The sequence below is a fragment of the Microbacterium sp. M1A1_1b genome, from assembly GCF_053345565.1.
In genome coordinates this window covers 711,498-730,608 of the sequence record NZ_JBKFAJ010000002.1, presented here as the reverse complement: position 1 = coordinate 730,608, position 19,111 = coordinate 711,498, and the positions used below count along the sequence as shown (strand labels likewise).

Below are 19,111 nucleotides of genomic sequence, written 5' to 3'. Positions count from 1 at the left end.
GAGATGACCACACTCCGCGTGATCGTGGACCAGGTGATCGCCCCGGTCCCCGGCGGCATCGGCCGCTACGCGGAGGAACTCACGCGGCAGCTCATCGCGACTGCTCCGGCGGGGTGCGACGTCGAAGGGGTGGTGTCCGCGGCGCCCCCGGCCGACATCGAGCACCTGCGCACTCTCCTGCCCGGCCTCGCCGGGCTGGAACGCCTCGCACTCCCCCGTCGCGAACTGGCGCTCGCGTGGCAGGGCGGCATGGCGCGTGGCGCGTCGCGCGGGATGGTCCACGCACCGAGCGTCCTCGCGCCGCTGGTCGGGCACAACCGCTTCCAGGAGCCGGGACGGCAGACCGTGGTCACCGTGCACGACACGGTGCCGTGGACGCACCCGGAGACCCTGACCACCCGGGGGGTGCACTTCCACAAGGCGATGGTGAAGCGGGCGTTCCGGCACGCCGACGCCGTGGTGGTCCCGACGCACGCCGTGGCCGCGCAGCTCAACGAGATCCGCCGCTTCGACGACCGTCTGCGCGTCATCGGGGGTGCACCGAGCGGACGCCTCCGGGTCCCCGTGGACGCCGACCTGCGCGCCGAACGCCTCGGTCTGCCGGACCGGTACGTGCTGGCCGTCGGCACGCTCGAGCCGCGGAAGGGACTGACCGCGCTGATCCAGGCGATGGCCCACCCCGATGCGCCGCAGGACGTCCCGCTCGTCATCGCGGGCCCGGACGGCTGGGGGGACGTCGACGTGGTCGGCACCGCGGAACGGGCTGGGCTGGCAGCGGACCGGGTGAAGGTGCTCGGCCGTGTCGACGATCCGGACCTGGCCGTGGTGTACGACCGGGCGACGGTCTTCGTCTTCCCCAGCCTGGCCGAGGGGTTCGGCCTGCCGGTCATCGAGGCGATGTCCTTCGGCACGCCGGTCATCCACTCCGACGACGACGCCGTGCGCGAAGTGGCGTCCGACGCCGGGGTCAGCGTCGCCCGAGAACCGCGGGACAGCTACCCCGAGCGACTCGCGCAGGCCGCCTACCAGGTCGTCAACGACACCCACCTCGCCAGTCAGCTCGCGGTTGCCGGACCGGACCGGGCGAGGATGTTCGACTGGCACGACTCGGCACTCGAGACCTGGCAGCTGCACGCCGACCTGTAGGCGGCCCTGCATCACGGGACGGCATCGATCCCTGGACGGACCGTGTGTCGGCGAGCGGCGCGACACGTGCGGACTGCCATCATCGGCGCATGGCACGCCGACACCACGCACCGGTCCTGACCGCCTCGATCGTCATCGCCGTCGCCCTGACGACCGTGCTCAGCGCGTGCTCGGGCGGGTCGGACCCGGCCCCGAGCGCCTCGGCGACCTCGTCGCGCAGCAGCTCGCCCGCACCGTCGGCGAGCGGCGGCGCGGCGGCACCGAGCGCGACCCCGTCGGACGACCAGACCGGGTCGTCCGACGACGGGACCGGTCCGGGGACGGGCAACGGCAGCGGCGTCGACGCTCCGACCTCGGTCGACTGGGCAACGGTCACGCAGCAGGGCATCGCCGCCGCGGGCGGCGGCGCGGTCCTGTCGCTCGCCGGTTCCGGGGACTCCTGGACGGTCGTCGTGGTCAACGGCCCGGACGGTGCCGAGACCCAGTCCGTCGTGTCGGCGACGCTCGGCCGTGTGACCTCGGGTCCGTTCCCGAAGTCCGTCGACGCGGCCACCGGGACGGCGGACCTCGCGCGCGCAACGGCGGCGAAGACGACCGCCTCCGCCGCCGCGACCGCGGCCGAACGGGCCGTACCGGGCAGCACGTTGGCGTCGCTGGTCCTCGGCGGCGCTGCCGGCGCACCGGTGTGGACGGCGACCGTCACGGCCAGCGGCGCGACCCGCACCGTGACCGTGGACGGCCTGACGGGCGCTGCCACGGCCTCCTGACCGACCTCGGAACGTCGTCGGTCAGGCGTATGCTCGCCGGACGCGACCGAGGTGGGTCCGCCGCGGTCGTCCTCGACAGGGAGCACGAGACGGCATGCAGAAGAACACGTTGACGAGCATCGCGACGACGACGGTCCTGGGGATGGCCGTGGTCACCGCGCTGGCCGCGGGACCGGCGAGCGCCGCACCCCCGGTGAGCACACCAGCAGCGACCGCCGCTCCGGCGGCCGGGTCGGCCCAGGCGACGACCACTCCGGATCCGTCACTCGCCACGATGGACGCCACCGGCAACCACGCGATGGGTGCCAGCATCGCTGCCCACGTGGCGCCCGTGGGTACTGCGGCCGGTGAACGGGCGCAGGCGAGCGTGCAGGCGACCGCCGGGGGGCCTCCGCCCGGCCGGCTGCAGGGGATGGACGTCAGTGCCTGGCAGCACGACGTCGACTTCGGTGCGGCCTACGCCAAGGGTGCCCGGTTCGCCTACATGAAGGTGAGCGAGGGCGTCAGCTACACCAGCCCGTACTACGTGCGGCAGTACAACGCGTCGGCGGTCTCCGGGTTGATCCGGGGTGGGTACGTGTACGCGCAGCCGTCCCAGGCGAGCGGGGCCGCCACGGCCGCGTACTTCTTCGCACACGGGGGCGGCTGGAGCAACGACGGCAAGACCCTGCCGCCGCTGCTCGACATCGAGTACGGCACCGCCGCCCAGGGCACCTGCTACGGGATGACCCAGGGCGCGATGTCGGCGTGGATCTCCCAGTTCTCCAACGCCGTGTACCAGCGGATCCACCGCTGGCCGGCGATCTACACCACGACGGACTGGTGGAAGCGCTGCACGGGCAACTCGTCGTCGTTCGCCGGGAACCCGCTCTTCGTGGCGCTCTACCCGGTCAACGACTTCACGACCCCGGGCACCGTCGGCGCGAGCTGGGGTCGGTGGACCTTCTGGCAGTGGGCAGCCGAGGGCACGTTCCCGGGCGATCAGGACGTGACGGTGCACTCGATCCGGTCGCTCCGGATCTTCGCGGCGCGGACCGACTGACCACGCGACGCGGGGCTGTCCGCGGCGGGCTCAGAGCGCGTCGCGGAGGGCCTGCGCCTTGCGCTCGACGACCTGCTCGAGGCCCTCGGCGTAGCGTGCCAGCCGGCCGGCCACGACCGGGTCGGCGCTGCCGATGATGCGGGCGGCGAACAGGCCGGCGTTCGCGGCGCCGTTGATCGCCATGGTCGCGACGGGGACGCCGGCCGGCATCTGCACGATCGACAGCAGCGAGTCCAGACCGTCGAGCCGGGCGAGCTGCACCGGGACACCGATGACCGGCAACGTGGTCACCGCGGCGACCATCCCGGGCAGGTGCGCGGCGCCGCCGGCACCGGCGATGACGACCCGGATGCCCCGCGCAGCGGCGCCGCGTCCGAACGCCATCATCTTGTCCGGGGTGCGGTGTGCCGAGACGACGTCGGCCTCGAACGGGATGCCGAGCTCGCCCAGCAGGTCCGCCGCGGCCCGCATGGTGGGCCAGTCCGAGTCGGAGCCCATGATGATCGAGACGAGCGGTGCGGGAGCAGTGGTGTCGGTCACGGGTCGAGCCTAGCGGCGGTCGTGCGGGCCCTCCGGTCGCTCGTGCGCCACCGGCCGGTCAGCGGACGGTGACCGTCCGGCACCCGAGCACGGTGTCGCCGCCGGCCCCGAGCCCGGACGCGGTCACGCAGAGCCGGTGCTGCCCCGACGGGCTGACGACCCGCGCGGCGAACCCGTGGGCGGTGCCGGACGCGTACGACCGGTCGACGTCGGGTCGGGCGGCGTCGGCGGCGAACCGGGCCGTCCGCGATCCGTCCACGGTGACCGTGACCGTGACCGCCGAGGCGATCTGGTCGCGGTCGAAGACCCACCCGGCCACGTCGACGCGACGCTTCGACGGCGATGATGCGGAGCCGAACGTGCCGAAGGGGGCGCTCGCCGTCACGCTCACGGTCCGACAGGTCTCCGGGCTGTCGCTGCCCGGCCCCAGGTTGCGTGCGACGGCACAGACACGGTGCGTCCCCGCCCCACCGGGGACCGTCGCCGACCACCCGTGTGCCGTGCCAGCCCCGGTCGGCAGCCCGACCAGGTCCGGGCGCTGGGCGTCGGCGGTCAGCGTCGCGACGGACCGCCCGTCGACGGTGACCGCGACGGTGACGGCCGAGGCCGGCTCGTCCTCGTCGATGCTCCAGCCGGACACGGTCATGCCGGAGCGTGCGACGCCAGCCCGGTCGAACGCCAGGACCGGGGTGTGTGGGACGTCGTCGGTCGCGTCGTCCCCGGGTGCCGACACCGAAGAGGCCGGGGACCCCTGCGGGCCACCGAGCTGGGCCGCGCCGACCAGACCCTGTGCGGCGGCCGACCACCACGTGCCTGCTGGCGGACCGCCGTTGCAGGTCCCGTCGCTCGCGCCCGGGGTCTTGACCCACAGCAGCGCGTCGAGTCCGGTGCCGTCGGCAGCGACCCGTGGCGACGTCCCGAGCCCGGCGCCGGGCGCGTTGCACCAGGTCCCCCGCCAGCCCGTGCCGTTCCGCGAGGTGTCGATGACGTAGTGCGAGCCTCCGGTGAGGGCCGAGACCTGCTCGGCGTACGCCTGCTCCCGTGCCGTCGGGTAGTAGTTCGCCACGTTCGTGAAGAACCCGCGCCCGCCGCGCACCCCGGCCGCCTGCAGGCGTTCGGCCATCAGTGCCGGGCGGATCCAGTTCGAGTTGCCGGCGTCCAGGTACGCCGGCACGCCCGCCGCGGTGAACGCGGCGACCTCGCGGGACAGGATGCGGAAGCGCTGTTGCCCGAGTGCTGCCGTGCACCGGGAGTCGCTCAGCATCGCGAGCGAGTCGGGCTCGACGACGACGGCCGCCCGCTTGCCGGCGACGGCGCGCACGACCTGGTCGATCCACGCGTCGTACGACGCCTCGTCGAACCCGCCGGCCGAGTACCCGCCGCAGTCGCGGTCCGGGATCGCGTAGGTGACGAAGACCGCGGTGGTCCCCGTCGCGTCGGCGCCGGCAGTCGCGGCGGCGATCGTCTTCGTCAACGTCGCCCCCGTGGTCCACTCCCCGAGCCAGGTCGCCACCGGGTAGCGGGCGATGGTCGCGGCCGCGTCCGCGCCCGCCGGGTCGGTGGCGCGGAGGGCTGCCGCGGCCTTCGCGGCCTCGCTCGTCGGCGACCGGTACTGCCCGGCGCCGAAGAGCTGCGATGCCGTCCGGGCGCGCATGTCCGTGGCCGTCGTGGCTGCGTCGGCGCTGATCGGTGTCAGCACGCCGCACAGCACGGCGACGAGCGCGATCGCAGAAGCGGCGACCGTGGTGGTGCGCATGTGGTGGTTCCCCTGGTCGGTCGGTGTTCCCTGGCCCCCCATGGGACCATCCGCGGGTCCCGACCGCCAGCCGCCAGTCCGGGTGCCACCCGTCGAGGTGGCATCCGCAGGTCAGTCGTCGAAGTGCGCCGCGGCGGACCGTGCCCGGTACACGACGTCGTCGACGTCGTCACCGGTCACCGTCACGTGTCCGATCTTCCGGCCGGGCCGCGGGGCCTTGCCGTAGAAGTGGTACTTCGCCTCGGGGAACGCGGCGAGCGCGGCGGGGTACCGGGCGGCGAGGTCGCCGTCGGCGGGGCCACCGAGCACGTTCACCATCACGGCGTGCGGGGCGTGCATGCCCGTGGCGCCCAACGGCAGGTCGAGCACGGCGCGCAGGTGCTGTTCGAACTGGCTCGTGGTCGCACCGTCGATCGACCAGTGCCCGGTGTTGTGCGGACGCATCGCGAGCTCGTTGACGAGGATGCGTTCGTCGCCGGTCTGGAACAGCTCGACGGCGAGGACCCCGGTGACACCGAGTGCCTCGGCGACGCGGACGGCGATGGACTCGGCCACGTCGGCGATCCGTCCGGCGCTGTCCGGAGCGGGGGCGACCACCTCGGCGCAGACCCCGTCGCGCTGCACCGTCTCGACGAGTGGCCACGCCACGATGTCGCCCGAGGGCCGGCGTGCCACGGACTGGGCGAGCTCGCGGGTGAACGGGACGAGTTCCTCGACCAGCAGCGCCTGGTCCCCGCCGGACTCGGCCGCGGCCGCGAACCAGTCCTCGACCTGGTCCGGGTCGGACACGACGCGGACGCCCTTGCCGTCGTAGCCACCGCGCGGGGTCTTCACGACCGCTCGGCCCCCGTGCTCGGCGATGAACGCACCGAGGGTGTCGGGGTCGCGCACCGCCGCCCAGTCCGGGACGGGGAGCCCGAGCTCGGACAGCCGGGCGCGCATCGTGATCTTGTCCTGGGCGACCGCGAGCGGCTCGGGCCCGGGGCGCACCGCCACGCCGGCGTCGACCAGCGCCCGCAGGACGTCCTGGGGGACGTGCTCGTGGTCGAACGTCACCACGTCGACCTCGCGTGCGAAGGCGAGCACGGTGTCCACGTCGTGGTAGTCCCCTTCGGCCGTCGCGGCGATCGCGGCGGACATGCCGGGTCCCTCGGCGAGCACCCGGATGTCGATCCCGAGTTCCACCGCCGCCGGCACCATCATCCGAGCGAGTTGCCCGCCACCGATCACACCCACGCGCAGGGTCATGCTGAACGTTCCTTCCGCGCTCTCCCACGTTGACGGGAGCAGCGCACCTCGACGATTCCGGAGGCTGCCACGGCAGCACCACCGCCCGACCGGACGGTCGGCTCAACTCTACGGATTCCCGGAGGCTCCGTGCTGCGACGCATCCCGCGGCCGGCCCGATCGCGTTCGGGTGTTCCTCGTCCCCCGGGCGCTCAGCGACCCATCCCGCGCACGGTGAACCCGGCAGCGGTCCACGCGTCCCGGTCCAGGCAGTTGCGTCCGTCGACCACGACCGGCCGTGCCACCAGGTCCGCGACCGTGGCCGGGTCGAGCGTGCGGAACTCCGACCACTCGGTGAGCACGAGCACCAGGTCGGCGTCCTGCACCGCCTGGGTGGCGGAGTCGACGTAGGTCAGCTCCGGGCGGATGCGGGCCGCGGTGCCGTTCGCCTCGGGGTCGTACGCGCTGACGACGGCGCCGAGTTCGTGCAGACGTGCCGCGATGTCGAGCGCCGGCGAGTCGCGGACGTCGTCGGAGTTCGGCTTGAAGGCGAGCCCGAGCACCCCGACGCGCTTGCCGGTGACGTCGCCGTCGAGCAGCTCCTGGGCGAGGGTGACGACGTGCGCGCGGCGGCGCAGGTTGATCGCGTCGACGTCGGCCAGGAAGTCGAGCGACTCCCCCACGCCGAGCTCGGTCGCCCGGGCCTGGAACGCGCGGATGTCCTTCGGCAGGCACCCGCCGCCGAAGCCGAGCCCGGCGTTCAGGAACTTCCGTCCGATGCGCTCGTCGTGGCCGATGGCGTCGGCGAGCGCCGTGACGTCGGCTCCGACGACCTCGGCGATCTCGGCCATCGCGTTGATGAACGAGATCTTCGTCGCCAGGAACGCGTTCGCGCTGACCTTGACGAGCTCGGCGGTGGCCAGGTCGACGACCAGGCGCGGGGTGCCGGCAGCGATGGTGGTCGCGTAGACCTCGTCGAGTGCGTCGACGGCAGCCTGGCCGTCGGGCCCGGACGGCACGCCGTACACCAGGCGGTCGGGCGAGACGGTGTCCTTGACCGCGAAGCCCTCGCGCAGGAACTCCGGGTTCCACACCAGCGTCGCGCCGGGCACCGCCTGGGAGACCGACGCTGCCAGCCGTGCGGCCGTGCCCACGGGGACGGTGGACTTGCCGGCGACGACGTCACCGGCGGACAGGTGCGGGACGAGGGCAGCGACGGCGGCGTCGACGTAGGTGACGTCGGCCGCACCGGTCGGGCCCTGGGGCGTGCCGACGGCGACGAAGTGCACACGGGACCCGGCGACCTCGGCCACGTCGGTCGTGAACCGGATGCGCCCGGACGCGATGGCCTCGGACAGGATCTCGGGCAGTCCGGGTTCGAAGAACGGGGCGTCGCCCGCGGCGAGCCGTTCGATCTTCACCGGGTCGACGTCGACGGCGACGACCTCGTGTCCGAGCTTGGCCATGGAGGCGGCGTGCACAGCACCGAGGTACCCGCAGCCGATGACGGAGATCTTCACGCCACGACGCTACCGGACGTCGACCGGCTGCCGGACGTTCAGCGCCGCACGTCACCCCACGGCGGCCGGTCGGATCCGCCGACGATCTCGTCCCAGTCCGGTTCGCGGTGGCGGCGACGGGCCTCGTACGTCTCGACCAGGTCGTGCAGCACGGCGACGACCAGGTCGGCGTGCGGGACGTCCGCCAGCACCACGGCGGGGTCGTCACCGGGGAACACCAGCACGTCACCGGAGCGGAACAGCCCCTGCAGGCCGCGTCGGCGCACCGTGACGTCGTAGCCGCGCGAGTGCAGCAGTTCCTGGCGCGTCCGGGTGCCGAGTCCCCGCACGACGACGAGCCGCCGCGTGGTCACGACGTACCGCTGGGTGAGCCACCGGACCAGGGGCACGAGGCCGCCGAACAGCACCAGCACGACCACGAGCACCGCGATCACCACGTTGATCCACGCGAGCTGCGCCTGGAAGACCCCGAAGCCGAAGCCCCCGGCGACGGCCACGAGCACGACGAACACCGCCGGTCGCACCAGGCTCCGGGCGTGCGGCCGGAGGCGTGCAACCACGCGTTCCGGCGGCGGCTCGGCGGTCATGGCGTCATGCATACCGCAGGTGGGTGAGGTCTCCCACGGCGACGCCCCTGGTCGAGCCGTCTCGGTCCCGGATCGTGATGCGACCCTCGTCGTCGATGCCGACCGCGTCCGCCTCGACCACCGTGCCGTCGGGCAGCTCGAGCCGCACCCGCGCGCCGATGGTGCCGCAGACCGCGCGGACGTGGGAGCGCACCGACTCGGCGGCCGCACCGCCGGCCGTCAGGCCGACCACCGCCTGTCGGACGGCGACGACGAAGGCGGAGAGCACGGCGTCGGCCAGCGCAGCCGCGTCGTCCGTCGCGCCGGCGACGGCCAGCGAGGTCGCGGTCGGCGTCGGCAGCCGGTCCGCCGGGATGGTCAGGTTGACACCGGCGCCGACCACGACGGAGCCGTCGGGCGCGACCTGGCAGAGGATCCCGCACACCTTGCGGCCGTCGACGAGCACGTCGTTCGGCCACTTCACCGCGACCCGGGAGGCGCGCCCCACGGCCGTCACGCCGGTCGCGTCCGCCGGTGCGGGCCCCAGGGCCGCCGCCACCGCGTCGCGCATGGCCGCGCCCGCCACGAGCGGCAGCCAGCCGCGGCTGCGGTCGTCGAGGTCGGCACGGACCAGCAGGCTGGCGGCGAGGGTCTCGCCGGCCGGGGCGGACCACGTCCGGTCGAGCCGTCCGCGCCCGGCGGTCTGGTCGAGGGTCACGACGACGCTGCCGTCGGCCAGGTCCGGCGCCGCGCTGAGCAGGTCGGCGTTGGTCGAACCGGTCGTCTCCCGCAGGTCCAGGACGGCTCCGGCGGACGCGACGACGGCACGGGAGCGCGGGAGCGCGGGTGTGGACATGCACGCAAATGTACGGGCAGGAACCGTGGGGGTCCTCCAACCGTCGGCCGTGGGTCCCCCGGTAGGGTGAGCGGGTGACTCAAGGCGACACCCCCGATCTCTCCACGACGGCCGGCCGGCTCGCCGACCTGCGCGTGCGGTACCACGAAGCCGTGACCGCCGCAGGCGAAGCCGCCATCGCGAAGCAGCACGCCAAGGGCAAGACCACGGCGCGCGAGCGGATCGAACAGCTCCTCGACGAGAACTCCTTCGTCGAGCTCGACGAGTTCGTCCGGCACCGCACGACCGCCTTCGGCATGGACGCCAAGCGCCCGTACGGCGACGCGGTCGTCACCGGCTTCGGCACGATCCACGGCCGTCAGGTCGCGGTCTACGCGCAGGACTTCACGGTCTTCGGCGGCTCGCTGGGCGAGGTCGCGGGCGAGAAGATCATCAAGGTGATGCAGCACGCGCTGAAGACGGGGGTGCCGATCATCGGCATCCTCGACTCGGGCGGTGCCCGCATCCAGGAGGGCGTCGTCGCCCTCGGCAAGTACGGCGAGATCTTCCGGCTCAACACGCAGGCGTCCGGGGTCATCCCGCAGATCTCGATCGTGATGGGGCCGGCGGCCGGCGGTGCCGTGTACTCCCCCGCCCTCACCGACTTCGTCATCATGGTCGACAAGACCAGCCACATGTTCGTCACCGGGCCCGACGTCATCAAGACCGTCACGGGCGAGGACGTCGGCTTCGAGGAACTCGGCGGCGCGCAGACCCACAACGCGATCTCCGGCGTGGCGCACTACCTGGCCGAGGACGAGTCCGACGCACTGGACTACGCCCGGTCGCTCATCGGCTTCCTGCCGGACAACAACCTGTCGGACCCGCCGGCCTACGACGTCGCCCCCGAGCTCGAGACGACCGACGCCGACCGCGAGCTCGACGTCGTGATCCCGGACTCCGCCAACCAGCCCTACGACGTCCGCCAGGTCATCGAGCACGTGGTGGACGACGGCGACTTCCTCGAGGTGCAGCCGCTCTTCGCGCCGAACATCCTGATCGGGTTCGGCCGGGTCGAAGGCCGGACCGTCGGCATCATCGCCAACCAGCCGCAGGCGATGGCGGGCACCCTCAACATCGACGCGGGCGAGAAGGCCGCGCGCTTCGTCCGGTTCTGCGACGCGTTCGGCATCCCGATCCTGACCCTCGTCGACGTGCCCGGGTACCTGCCCGGCACCGACCAGGAGTGGACCGGTGTGATCCGCCGCGGCGCCAAGCTGCTGTACGCCTACGCCGAGGCCACGGTCCCGCTCGTCACCGTCATCACGCGCAAGGCCTACGGCGGCGCGTACATCGTGATGGGGTCGAAGCAGCTCGGCGCGGACATCAACCTGGCGTGGCCGACGGCCGAGATCGCGGTGATGGGCGGCCAGGGCGCCGTCAACATCCTGTACCGGTCCGAGATCAAGCGCGCCGAAGAAGCCGGCGAGGACGTCGCCGCCGTGCGCTCCCGACTGGCGAACGAGTACACCTACAACGTCGCGTCGCCGTACCTGGCGGCCGAGCGCGGGGAGCTCGACGGCATCATCCAACCGCACGCCACCCGCGTGTCCGTGATCAAGGCCCTCCGTGCACTCCGGGGCAAGCGTGCGTCGCTGCCGCCGAAGAAGCACGGCAACATCCCGCTGTGACGGTGCGCTGATGGCCAAGCACGCAGCAGCGGTCCCCGCGGACGAACCGGCATCGGTGGCGGACGTGCGGGTCGTGTCCGGCGACCCCACACCCGAGGAACTGGCCGCGGTCGTCGCCGTCCTGCAGCGACAGGCCGACGAGGCCGCCGCATCCGGTCGAGCACGGATCACGGTCTCGCCGCGCGCATCGTGGGACGCATCGGCGCGTGGGCTCCGCGGTTCCCTGCCCGCGGGTCACGGGGCCTGGTCGCGCTCGTTGCGGTAGCCCGCAACCCGCCCGCACGACGCTCGAGCCCCCTTCCGTGGCGCGGGAGCTCCGTGCAACGATGTACCCCTGCCCTCGACCACCCCGTCGGCGTCGTCCCCTGCACTTCCCGGTCCGTCTCCCCTCGATCGGGGGGCAGGATTCCTGAGGAACTCGGCGAAATGGGCAGAATTGTCCCCCGAAATGACGACTGACATGCGGGATCGCAGTCGGCATAGTAGTCAGTGTTCGGTGTCCTTCTACGAAGTACATCGCCGGACGGTGGCCGACTAGGGTACGACGCCATCGTCCATTGCGAGTCAGGGCGATATTCGGGTTGTCGCTCTGCCTCGGGTCGTGAACGGGCCGGTCGGGTTCTCCGGCCGGCCCGTTCCCCGTTCCCTCGTCGTCCACGGCCGACTGGTCGCGACACCCCGCTCAGTACCGCCGACTGGTCGAAGAGCGTCGGCTCGAGTCCTGCGGACCGACGATCTGCGACCACTCAACGTTCGGCTCCGGATCCGGATCCGGATCCGGCGACGTGACCGGCCAGCCCGGGCGAGGTCCGTGGCGGACCCACACCGAGCCTCCAGACCGGGTCGGCGGCCCCGGCCGCCTCAGACGGACTCGTGCCGCGGGATCTCGAGCCACAGGGCGACGGAGTCGTCCTCGTCGCCGTCCTCGTCGTCGTCGTTGCCTGCGCCCAGCGCCGCCGACTCGCTCGCCGCCAGGTCCAGCCGCAGGCCCACGACCGTGACGGCCGCGCCGGAGCCCTCGGGGACGGTGCGCACGATGACGTTGTCGGCGTCGTGGGCCTGCCGGAGGGCATCGGCCAGGCGCAGGTGGATGCGACGCAGGTCGTCGACCGGCAACTCGTCGAGACCACCGTCGTCGTGCAGCTGCACCACGGCCCCGCGCCGGCGCAGGCGCATCACCTCGTCGCGGACGTCGTCGGACAACAGCGAGCGACCGCGGATCTCGTCGCGGATGGCCTGTTCGAGGTGCAGGCACTCGGTGCGCTCGTCCTCGGTCAGGTCGCCGCGGACGTCGATGATGCGCTGGAGCATCGGCAGCGCCATCCGCGTGGTCTGGCTCAGGCGGAACTGCCGCTCGAACACGTGCGCGTCCTGGGCGGCCTGCCAGTCGGCGGTCTCCTGTTCGGCCCGCATGAAGTCCCGGGTGACGCGGGTCGCACGGTTCATCGCCGCGGTGAACACCGACGCCACGCCCAACCAGGCGGTGCTGCCGAGCACGCCGAGCGACACGAGCGCGCCCGGGCCCGCCCAGAACAGCGTGTAGACGGCCAGGAACAGGACCCCCGCCCACGCGAACGGTGCCCGCCCACGGACCGCCAGCACGACCATCAGCGTGCAGACGGCGGCGACCCACCACGTGGTGTGGCCGAGCGGCTCGCCCACGTCGACCGTGGGTGACGCGACGACAGGGATCGCGACCACCGTCGCCAGCGAGAAGCACGCGACCCACACGGGCAGCGCACGCCCGCGGACGAACAGCGCCGCACCCGTGGCAGCCGCGTACAGCACCATGCACGCCACGACCGGCCCGACCGAGGTCATCTGCGGCAGTGTCGTCAGTGCGAGGACCAGGTGGTAGACGGAGAACAGCGTCGCCAGGCCGGTCGCGATGCTCGCCGGGATCGAGACCCTCATCCGCGGAGCTCCTCGTCGTCATCGTGCCGCTGGGTCCCGGTCCAGGTCAGCACGATCCGCGTCCCGGCTCCCGGTGCCGAGTCGATGTGTGCGACCCCGCCCGCCGTCGCGACCCGTTCGATGATCGACCGTCGGACGCCGAGTCGCTCGGGCGGGATCGAGCCCACGTCGAAACCGGCACCGTCGTCCCCGACCTCGACCCGCACCGTGTCACCGTCGACGTGTCGGACGGCCACCCACCGGTCGACGCAGTCGCCGGCGTGCTGCACGCTGTTGACGGCTGCCTGCAGCGCAGCGGATGCGATCGCGTCCGCCACCGACGCCGGCAGACTCGTGGCGGCGGCACCGGCGGGGGCCGCCGTGACGCGGACCGGGGCCGCCAGGGCAGCGACGCCCGCGGCGATCCGCTGTCGGAGCTCCACCAGGGTCACGGGCGGCACGTCGCCCGGGGCGTCGGCAGCCGCCGCGCCCAGGTGGTCGATCGCGTTCCTGGCCATCCGCGCGGACAGCTGCATGCCGTCGGGCGTGTCGGCGCGCGCGGACGACAGCAGGGTCGTCAGGACGCTGTCGTGCACGATCGAGTCGACCTGCACACGCTCCACCTCGGTCGCGTGCGCGCGGATCGCATCGGCGTACCGCCGGACCGCGGTCGCCTGGGCCGTGTCGACCGCCGCGGCTGCACGACGCAGCACGACGATGATGACGAGCCCCGCGCCACCGAGGATCGCGACGTACACGCCGTCCAGCAGCGCACGGGTGAACCCGAGACCACCACCGGCCGGCAGCATCCGGATGACGACGTACCCCGCCGGCACGACGACGTTGTACACGGTCGCGCGCCACGGCGCCATGCCGATCGCGGCCGCGATGGTCCCCACGTTGCAGAACCACCACGGCCACGGCGCCTTGCCGGGGTCGAGCGGATCGACGACCGTCGCTGGCCAGGTGAAGAGCGCGACCACGAAGAGCAGTGCGCAGACGATCTGCGCCGGCTGCGCCAGCTGCGGGGCGAACGCCGAAGCACCCACGAACAGCAGCGCCGCGCCGAAGACGCCGACCGCGACCGGACCCCAGAACGGATCGAGGTGCGGGAGCTGGTCGAGCACCTGGGCCGCGTTGACCAGCCCGAGGCACACGCCGCCGACGGCGAGCATGATCGAGAGCACCCGTTCGACCGACCGCTCGGAGATCGTCGCCCGCACGCCACGTGCGGGGTCCGACCCGAAGGGTGCGACCTCGGTCGTCATCGAGTCACCGCCGCGGATCGACGGTCCATGGTCGAGTCAGCGCCCGCCGCGGATCGACGGTCCATGGTCGGGTCAGCGCCCGTCGCCGTCGGTGTCCAGCCCGGAGTCGAGGCCGGGGAGGATGCCGTCCTCGACCGCACGACGGAGCAGGTCGACCTTGGTCGGCGCGGGACGCCCCACCTCGACGTACTTGACGCGGATGCGGTCGAGGTACTCACGGGCGGTCGAGTACCCGATGCCGAGCTGCTGTGCCGCGAGCTTGAGCGGCAGACCCGATGCGTACAGGTGCAGGATCTCGCGCTCACGGCGACCCAGCTGCGCCTTGGCGAAGTCACGGTCGGCGTCGATCGCGCTCGCCCACTCGAGGTTGTTGAGCACGTCACCGCGCGCCACGGTGGCGACGGCCGCCATCACGGTCTTCGTCGCCGAGGACTTCGGGATCACGCCGGCAGCCCCTGCTGCCAGCGCCTCACGCACGTTCGCGACGCGGTCGGCGATGCTGTGCACCAGGACGGCGGACCCGGTGCCCTGGACGCCTTTGACGTTCTCGGTGACGGTCGAGCCGTCACCGAGCGACAGGTCGAGGACGACGACGTCGACCTCGCGGCCGTCGAGGTTCGCGATGTACTCGGGGACGCTCGCCGCGGTCAGCACGACCTCGAAGCCCTCGTTCTGACACGCGGCCTGGATGCCGAGCCGGACGGACTCGTGGTCGTCGACGATCGCGACGCGCACCGGCCTGGTGGTCAGTCCGGTCGTCCCTGTGGTTGTGGTCGTTTCTGCTGGCACGGTGACCTCTCGTTCCGACGGGCCCGGCCCCTGAAACCGGGTTGTCGTCAGCAACGAGGATACCCAGGTCGCCAGGGGGTCTGAGCCCCGCCCCGGCCACCCGGCGCTATGCGATCGGCACGAGGCGTGCGACGGCCTCCATGTGGTGCGTGTGCGGGAACAGGTCGAACGCCCGCAGCGCCTGGAGCCGGTAGCCCAGGTCGGCGAACGTGGCGACGTCACGCGCCAGGGCGACGGGGTCACAGGCGACGTAGACGACCTGCGCCGGCTGGAGTGCCGCGATCTGCACCACGACCTCTCGCCCGGCTCCGGAGCGCGGCGGGTCGAGCACGATCGTTCCCGCGCGGTACCGCTGCCGCTCGGCGGGCGTGGCGGTCGACGCGGTGCGGGCCAGCCAGCGGTCGACCCGGGCGGTCTCGGCGCGGGCGCCGATCCACTCCGCCAGGTTCTCCTGCGCGTGCTCGGTCGCCCGGCCGGAGCTCTCGACGCTCGTGATGCGTGCCTTCGGGCCGACCAGGTCGCCGAGCGCCGCCGCCAGCAGTCCGACGCCGCCGTACAGGTCCAGGTGGGTGCCCTCGGCATCCAGGCGCTCGCGGTCGACCAGGTCCTGCACGGCCTCGGTCAGCACGGCCGCCGCGGCGTGGTGCACCTGCCAGAACCCGGTGTCGTCGACCTGGAACGTCCGCTCGCCGACCGTCTCGGTGATGACGGTCGGCTTCTGGTCGTCGATGACCAGGCGCGCTCCGTCGACGCCGCTCGGCGCCAGCACGTCGATGACCGACGCGCCGGGCATCGCGGCACGGCCGAGTGGGGCGCTCTGCTGCACGGCGGCGGTCGCCAGGGGCAGCGAACGGACCGGGACCACGTCGTGCGACCGGGCGGCGAAGGGGCCGGCCGTGCCGTCCTCGGCGACGTGCAGCCGGACGCGGGTGCGCCAGCCCAGGCCGTTCGCCGCGTCGTCGCCGGGTGCCGCCTCGACCACGACGTCGTGACCGAGCGTCTCGGCAAGGTCGAGGTGGGCGAACCGCGCGAACGCGTCGACCAGCACGTCGTGCTTGAGCGTGCGCTGGTGGGCCAGCGCGATGTGGCCGAACTCGGCGCCGCCGGGACGCTCAGCGGGGTCGCGGTCGAGCGCGGCCTCGGGCCAGACGTGGTCGACGCGGTGCTCGCTGGGCGTGACGACGCTGACCGTGTCCGCGCGCCAGAACGACTTCTTGCGGTCCTCGGTCACCCGGGCCACCACGCGCTCACCCGGGATCGCATCCGAGACGAACACCACGCGCCCCTCGTGTCGTGCCACCGAGATCCCGCCGTGGGCGATCCCGGTGACGTCGAGCTCGAGCAGCGTTCCGACCGATTCACCCATGGTTCGATGTTCCCATGCGTCTGTACCTCGCGAGTACGTCCCCCGCCCGCCGAGCCCTGCTCGCCCAGTCCGGCATCGAGCCGGTACTGGTGTCGCCGGGGGTCGACGAGGACGCCGCCGCGGCCGCCGAGTCGGCGCGACTCGGGCGCGCCCTGACCGGACCCGAACTCGTGTCGCTGCTCGCGATGGCCAAGGCGTCGGCGGTCGCGGACGCCGCCGTCGCAGGGTCGCCGGTGGACGGGTTCGTGTTCGGGGGCGACTCGGCGTTCGAGGTCGACGGGCGTCTGTACGGCAAGCCCCACGACCCACAGGTCGCTCGGGAGCGCTGGCGGGGGATGCTGGCCGCCGGCGGCGGGACGCTGTGGAGCGGGCACTGTGTGGTGGACCGGCGCCGGGACGTGGACCCGGCCGCGGTCCGGACGGGAGGCCCGGGTGCGGCCCGCACCGCGCCTCCTGTCCGTCGCGGTGCCGACCCGGTGGCCGGTGCCGACGCGATGGCCGGCGCCGACCCGGTGGCAGATCCGGACCCGCTCGCCGCGCTCCGTGACGTCGCGCCCGGCGGGTCCGCGCTCGTCGTCGACAGCGACCGTGTCGTCGCGGTCGACAGTGCGGTGCTCACCTTCGCCGACGACGTGTCCCCGGACGAGATCGACGCGTACGTCGCGACGGGCGAACCGCTCGAGGTGGCGGGGGCGTTCACGATCGACGGCCGGGCCGCGGCGTACATCACCCGGATCGACGGCGCCCCGTCGGCCGTGGTCGGACTGTCGCTGCCGGTCCTGCGCTCGATGCTGCTGCGTGGGTTCGGCGTGGCGTGGCACGACCTGTGGGCACTGTAGACATCCACACTGCTTCGGGGTCGTTCTTTGTGGATGCCGCTCAATTCACGGGTGCGCTGCACGAATACGCTGGCTTACCATGCCCCGTATCAGCAAGGTCCTCATCGCGAACCGCGGCGAGATCGCCGTCCGCATCATCCGTGCGGCCCGCGATGCTGGCAAGGCCTCGGTCGCCGTCTACGCCGACCAGGACCGTGACGCCCTGCACGCACGCCTCGCTGACGAGGCCTACGCGCTGAACGGCACCACCAGCGCCGACACGTACCTGGTGATCGACAAGATCATCTCGGTCGCCCGTCGCTCCGGCGCGGACGCCGTCCACCCCGGGTACGGCTTCCTGGCCGAGAACGCCGACTTCGCCCGCGCGGTCATCGACGCGGGTCTGGTGTGGATCGGCCCGTCGCCCGACTCGATCGAGCGCCTCGGCGACAAGGTCTCCGCGCGCCACGTCGCCGAGAAGGTCGGCGCGCCGCTCGCCCCCGGCACCATCGAGCCGGTGCAGGACGTGTCCGAGGTCGTCGACTTCGTCGACCAGGTCGGCCTGCCCGTCGCGATCAAGGCGGCCTTCGGCGGCGGCGGCCGTGGCCTCAAGGTCGTGCGCTTGCGCGACGAGGTGGAAGCGCAGTTCGAGTCCGCGACGCGCGAGGCCATCGCCGCCTTCGGACGCGGCGAGTGCTTCGTCGAGAAGTACCTCGACAAGCCCCGGCACGTCGAGACCCAGTGCCTGGCCGACGAGCACGGCAACGTGGTCGTCGTGTCGACGCGCGACTGCTCGCTGCAGCGCCGCCACCAGAAGCTCGTCGAAGAAGCACCCGCGCCGTACCTGACCGACGCCCAGACGGCCGCACTCTACGACTCGTCGAAGGCGATCCTGCGCGAGGTCGGCTACGTCGGTGCCGGCACGTGCGAGTTCCTCATCGGGGCCGACGGCACCGTGTCGTTCCTCGAGGTGAACACGCGCCTGCAGGTCGAGCACTGCGTGTCCGAAGAGGTCACCGGCATCGACCTGGTGCGCGAGCAGTTCCGCATCGCCGAGGGCGGCGTGCTCGACTACGACGACCCGGCGCCGCGTGGGCACTCGTTCGAGTTCCGGATCAACGGCGAGGACGCCGGCCGCAACTTCTTCCCGGCGCCCGGTCCCGTGCACGTGTTCCACGCACCGTCCGGCCCCGGCGTGCGCGTCGACTCCGGCGTGGTGTCGGGTGACGTCGTCTCCGGGTCGTTCGACTCGATGCTCGCGAAGCTGATCGTCACCGGGGCCACACGCGCCGAGGCGCTCGAGCGGTCGCGTCGTGCCCTTGCCGAGTTCGAGGTCGCCGGGCTGCCCACGGTCATCCCGTTCCACCGCGCCGTCGTGTCCGACCCGGCGTTCGCCACCCCCGACGACGTCCCGTTCAGCGTGTACACGCAGTGGATCGAGACCGACTTCGTCAACGAGATCCCGGCGTGGAGCGGCTCCCCCGAGGAACTGCCGTCGCCCGTCGAGCGCGACACCGTCGTGGTCGAGGTGCAGGGCAAGCGCATCGAGGTCACCATGCCCGCGATCGTCGGCGGTGGCGCTGCCGGTGCCGCGGGTCGTCGCCCGGCCGGTCCGTCCGCTCCCCCGCGTCGTCGGTCGTCTGCCGTGCGCGGTGGCCTGGCGTCCTCGGGTGCCGCGGTGACCTCGCCGATGCAGGCCACCGTCGTGAAGCTGGCGGTCGCCGAGGGTGACACCGTGGTGAAGGGCGACCTGCTCGTCGTTCTCGAGGCCATGAAGATGGAACAGCCCGTGCAGGCCCACAAGGACGGCGTCGTCACGTCGCTCAACGCCCCCGTCGGCCAGACGATCTCGTCCGGCCACGTCCTGCTCGAGCTCGCGTAGCCGCG

At 72.8% G+C, this 19,111-nt stretch carries 17 protein-coding genes; 7 read left to right on the top strand and 10 right to left on the bottom strand.

Going from position 1 to position 19,111, the window contains the following annotated elements:
• Positions 1–3: 3 nt before the first annotated feature.
• From ACLBWP_RS08145 to ACLBWP_RS08135, 3 genes are all read left to right on the top strand, one after another.
• A complete protein-coding gene (locus ACLBWP_RS08145; protein WP_447654775.1) occupies positions 4–1,146 on the top strand; it encodes a glycosyltransferase family 4 protein in 1,143 nt (380 codons plus the stop codon).
• An 89-nt stretch (positions 1,147–1,235) separates the two neighbouring features.
• Positions 1,236–1,913, top strand: coding sequence for a hypothetical protein (locus ACLBWP_RS08140; RefSeq protein WP_447654774.1), 678 nt, complete (start codon positions 1,236–1,238; stop codon positions 1,911–1,913).
• 94 nt (positions 1,914–2,007) lie between these two features.
• Positions 2,008–2,955, top strand: a complete 948-nt coding sequence (locus ACLBWP_RS08135) for a GH25 family lysozyme (RefSeq protein WP_447654773.1) — start codon at positions 2,008–2,010, stop codon at positions 2,953–2,955.
• A gap of 30 nt (positions 2,956–2,985) precedes the next feature.
• Here the strand turns inward: ACLBWP_RS08135 and purE are convergent, their stop codons facing one another.
• The 6 genes from purE to ACLBWP_RS08105 all read right to left on the bottom strand — a co-directional run bounded on the left by purE (position 2,986) and on the right by ACLBWP_RS08105 (position 9,420).
• Positions 2,986–3,495 carry a 5-(carboxyamino)imidazole ribonucleotide mutase gene (purE, locus tag ACLBWP_RS08130; RefSeq protein WP_243561581.1) on the bottom strand — a complete coding sequence of 170 codons (510 nt, stop codon included), beginning with the start codon at positions 3,493–3,495 and terminating at the stop codon, positions 2,986–2,988.
• A 58-nt stretch (positions 3,496–3,553) separates the two neighbouring features.
• The gene (locus tag ACLBWP_RS08125; RefSeq protein ID WP_447654772.1) at positions 3,554–5,251 is read right to left on the bottom strand and encodes a glycoside hydrolase family 6 protein; all 1,698 of its coding nucleotides are present in this window, start codon (positions 5,249–5,251) and stop codon (positions 3,554–3,556) included.
• A gap of 111 nt (positions 5,252–5,362) precedes the next feature.
• A complete protein-coding gene (locus tag ACLBWP_RS08120) occupies positions 5,363–6,499 on the bottom strand; it encodes a 5-(carboxyamino)imidazole ribonucleotide synthase (RefSeq protein WP_447654771.1) in 1,137 nt (378 codons plus the stop codon).
• Between the two features lie 191 nt (positions 6,500–6,690).
• Positions 6,691–7,998, bottom strand: a complete 1,308-nt coding sequence (locus tag ACLBWP_RS08115; protein ID WP_243561586.1) for a UDP-glucose dehydrogenase family protein — start codon at positions 7,996–7,998, stop codon at positions 6,691–6,693.
• A gap of 38 nt (positions 7,999–8,036) precedes the next feature.
• Positions 8,037–8,585 (bottom strand): PH domain-containing protein, encoded by a 549-nt coding sequence (locus ACLBWP_RS08110; protein WP_447654770.1) that lies wholly within the window; start codon positions 8,583–8,585, stop codon positions 8,037–8,039.
• Between the two features lie 4 nt (positions 8,586–8,589).
• On the bottom strand, positions 8,590–9,420 hold the full coding sequence (locus ACLBWP_RS08105) for a biotin--[acetyl-CoA-carboxylase] ligase (RefSeq protein WP_243561588.1): 831 nt from the start codon (positions 9,418–9,420) through the stop codon (positions 8,590–8,592).
• Positions 9,421–9,494: 74 nt separating this feature from the next.
• On the opposite strand from ACLBWP_RS08105, the gene ACLBWP_RS08100 reads away from it, so the two are divergent.
• A complete protein-coding gene (locus tag ACLBWP_RS08100; protein WP_243561590.1) occupies positions 9,495–11,090 on the top strand; it encodes an acyl-CoA carboxylase subunit beta in 1,596 nt (531 codons plus the stop codon).
• Between the two features lie 10 nt (positions 11,091–11,100).
• Positions 11,101–11,355, top strand: a complete 255-nt coding sequence (locus ACLBWP_RS08095) for an acyl-CoA carboxylase subunit epsilon (RefSeq protein ID WP_243561591.1) — start codon at positions 11,101–11,103, stop codon at positions 11,353–11,355.
• Positions 11,356–11,951: 596 nt separating this feature from the next.
• Here the strand turns inward: ACLBWP_RS08095 and ACLBWP_RS08090 are convergent.
• The 4 genes from ACLBWP_RS08090 to ACLBWP_RS08075 all read right to left on the bottom strand — a co-directional run bounded on the left by ACLBWP_RS08090 (position 11,952) and on the right by ACLBWP_RS08075 (position 16,406).
• A complete protein-coding gene (locus ACLBWP_RS08090; RefSeq protein WP_243561592.1) occupies positions 11,952–13,004 on the bottom strand; it encodes a hypothetical protein in 1,053 nt (350 codons plus the stop codon).
• On the bottom strand, positions 13,001–14,251 hold the full coding sequence (locus ACLBWP_RS08085; protein ID WP_447654769.1) for a sensor histidine kinase: 1,251 nt from the start codon (positions 14,249–14,251) through the stop codon (positions 13,001–13,003). The genes ACLBWP_RS08090 and ACLBWP_RS08085 overlap by 4 nt, the downstream gene beginning before the upstream one ends.
• A gap of 72 nt (positions 14,252–14,323) precedes the next feature.
• Positions 14,324–14,986 (bottom strand): response regulator transcription factor, encoded by a 663-nt coding sequence (locus ACLBWP_RS08080; RefSeq protein WP_308221871.1) that lies wholly within the window; start codon positions 14,984–14,986, stop codon positions 14,324–14,326.
• A 160-nt stretch (positions 14,987–15,146) separates the two neighbouring features.
• The gene (locus ACLBWP_RS08075) at positions 15,147–16,406 is read right to left on the bottom strand and encodes a class I SAM-dependent RNA methyltransferase (protein WP_447654768.1); all 1,260 of its coding nucleotides are present in this window, start codon (positions 16,404–16,406) and stop codon (positions 15,147–15,149) included.
• Positions 16,407–16,420: 14 nt separating this feature from the next.
• Here ACLBWP_RS08075 and ACLBWP_RS08070 point away from each other — a divergent pair, with 14 nt between their 5' ends.
• A complete protein-coding gene (locus ACLBWP_RS08070; RefSeq protein ID WP_447654767.1) occupies positions 16,421–17,245 on the top strand; it encodes a Maf family protein in 825 nt (274 codons plus the stop codon).
• A gap of 79 nt (positions 17,246–17,324) precedes the next feature.
• Positions 17,325–19,106: an ATP-binding protein gene (locus ACLBWP_RS08065; protein ID WP_447654766.1), complete on the top strand. Its 1,782-nt coding sequence runs from the start codon at positions 17,325–17,327 to the stop codon at positions 19,104–19,106.
• The last annotated feature ends 5 nt before the right edge of the window (positions 19,107–19,111 follow it).

What these genes read in the sequence shown, in the direction of transcription:
- ACLBWP_RS08135 (WP_447654773.1), top strand. Translation starts at nt 2,008, where the DNA reads ATGCAGAAGAACACGTTGACGAGCATCGCGACGACGACGGTCCTGGGG.
- ACLBWP_RS08145 (WP_447654775.1), top strand. Translation starts at nt 4, where the DNA reads ATGACCACACTCCGCGTGATCGTGGACCAGGTGATCGCCCCGGTCCCC.
- ACLBWP_RS08070 (WP_447654767.1), top strand. Translation starts at nt 16,421, where the DNA reads ATGCGTCTGTACCTCGCGAGTACGTCCCCCGCCCGCCGAGCCCTGCTC.
- ACLBWP_RS08105 (WP_243561588.1), bottom strand. Translation starts at nt 9,420, where the DNA reads ATGTCCACACCCGCGCTCCCGCGCTCCCGTGCCGTCGTCGCGTCCGCC.
- ACLBWP_RS08090 (WP_243561592.1), bottom strand. Translation starts at nt 13,004, where the DNA reads ATGAGGGTCTCGATCCCGGCGAGCATCGCGACCGGCCTGGCGACGCTG.
- ACLBWP_RS08140 (WP_447654774.1), top strand. Translation starts at nt 1,236, where the DNA reads ATGGCACGCCGACACCACGCACCGGTCCTGACCGCCTCGATCGTCATC.
- ACLBWP_RS08065 (WP_447654766.1), top strand. Translation starts at nt 17,325, where the DNA reads ATGCCCCGTATCAGCAAGGTCCTCATCGCGAACCGCGGCGAGATCGCC.
- ACLBWP_RS08095 (WP_243561591.1), top strand. Translation starts at nt 11,101, where the DNA reads ATGGCCAAGCACGCAGCAGCGGTCCCCGCGGACGAACCGGCATCGGTG.
- ACLBWP_RS08110 (WP_447654770.1), bottom strand. Translation starts at nt 8,585, where the DNA reads ATGACCGCCGAGCCGCCGCCGGAACGCGTGGTTGCACGCCTCCGGCCG.
- ACLBWP_RS08120 (WP_447654771.1), bottom strand. Translation starts at nt 6,499, where the DNA reads ATGACCCTGCGCGTGGGTGTGATCGGTGGCGGGCAACTCGCTCGGATG.
- ACLBWP_RS08075 (WP_447654768.1), bottom strand. Translation starts at nt 16,406, where the DNA reads ATGGGTGAATCGGTCGGAACGCTGCTCGAGCTCGACGTCACCGGGATC.
- ACLBWP_RS08125 (WP_447654772.1), bottom strand. Translation starts at nt 5,251, where the DNA reads ATGCGCACCACCACGGTCGCCGCTTCTGCGATCGCGCTCGTCGCCGTG.
- ACLBWP_RS08085 (WP_447654769.1), bottom strand. Translation starts at nt 14,251, where the DNA reads ATGACGACCGAGGTCGCACCCTTCGGGTCGGACCCCGCACGTGGCGTG.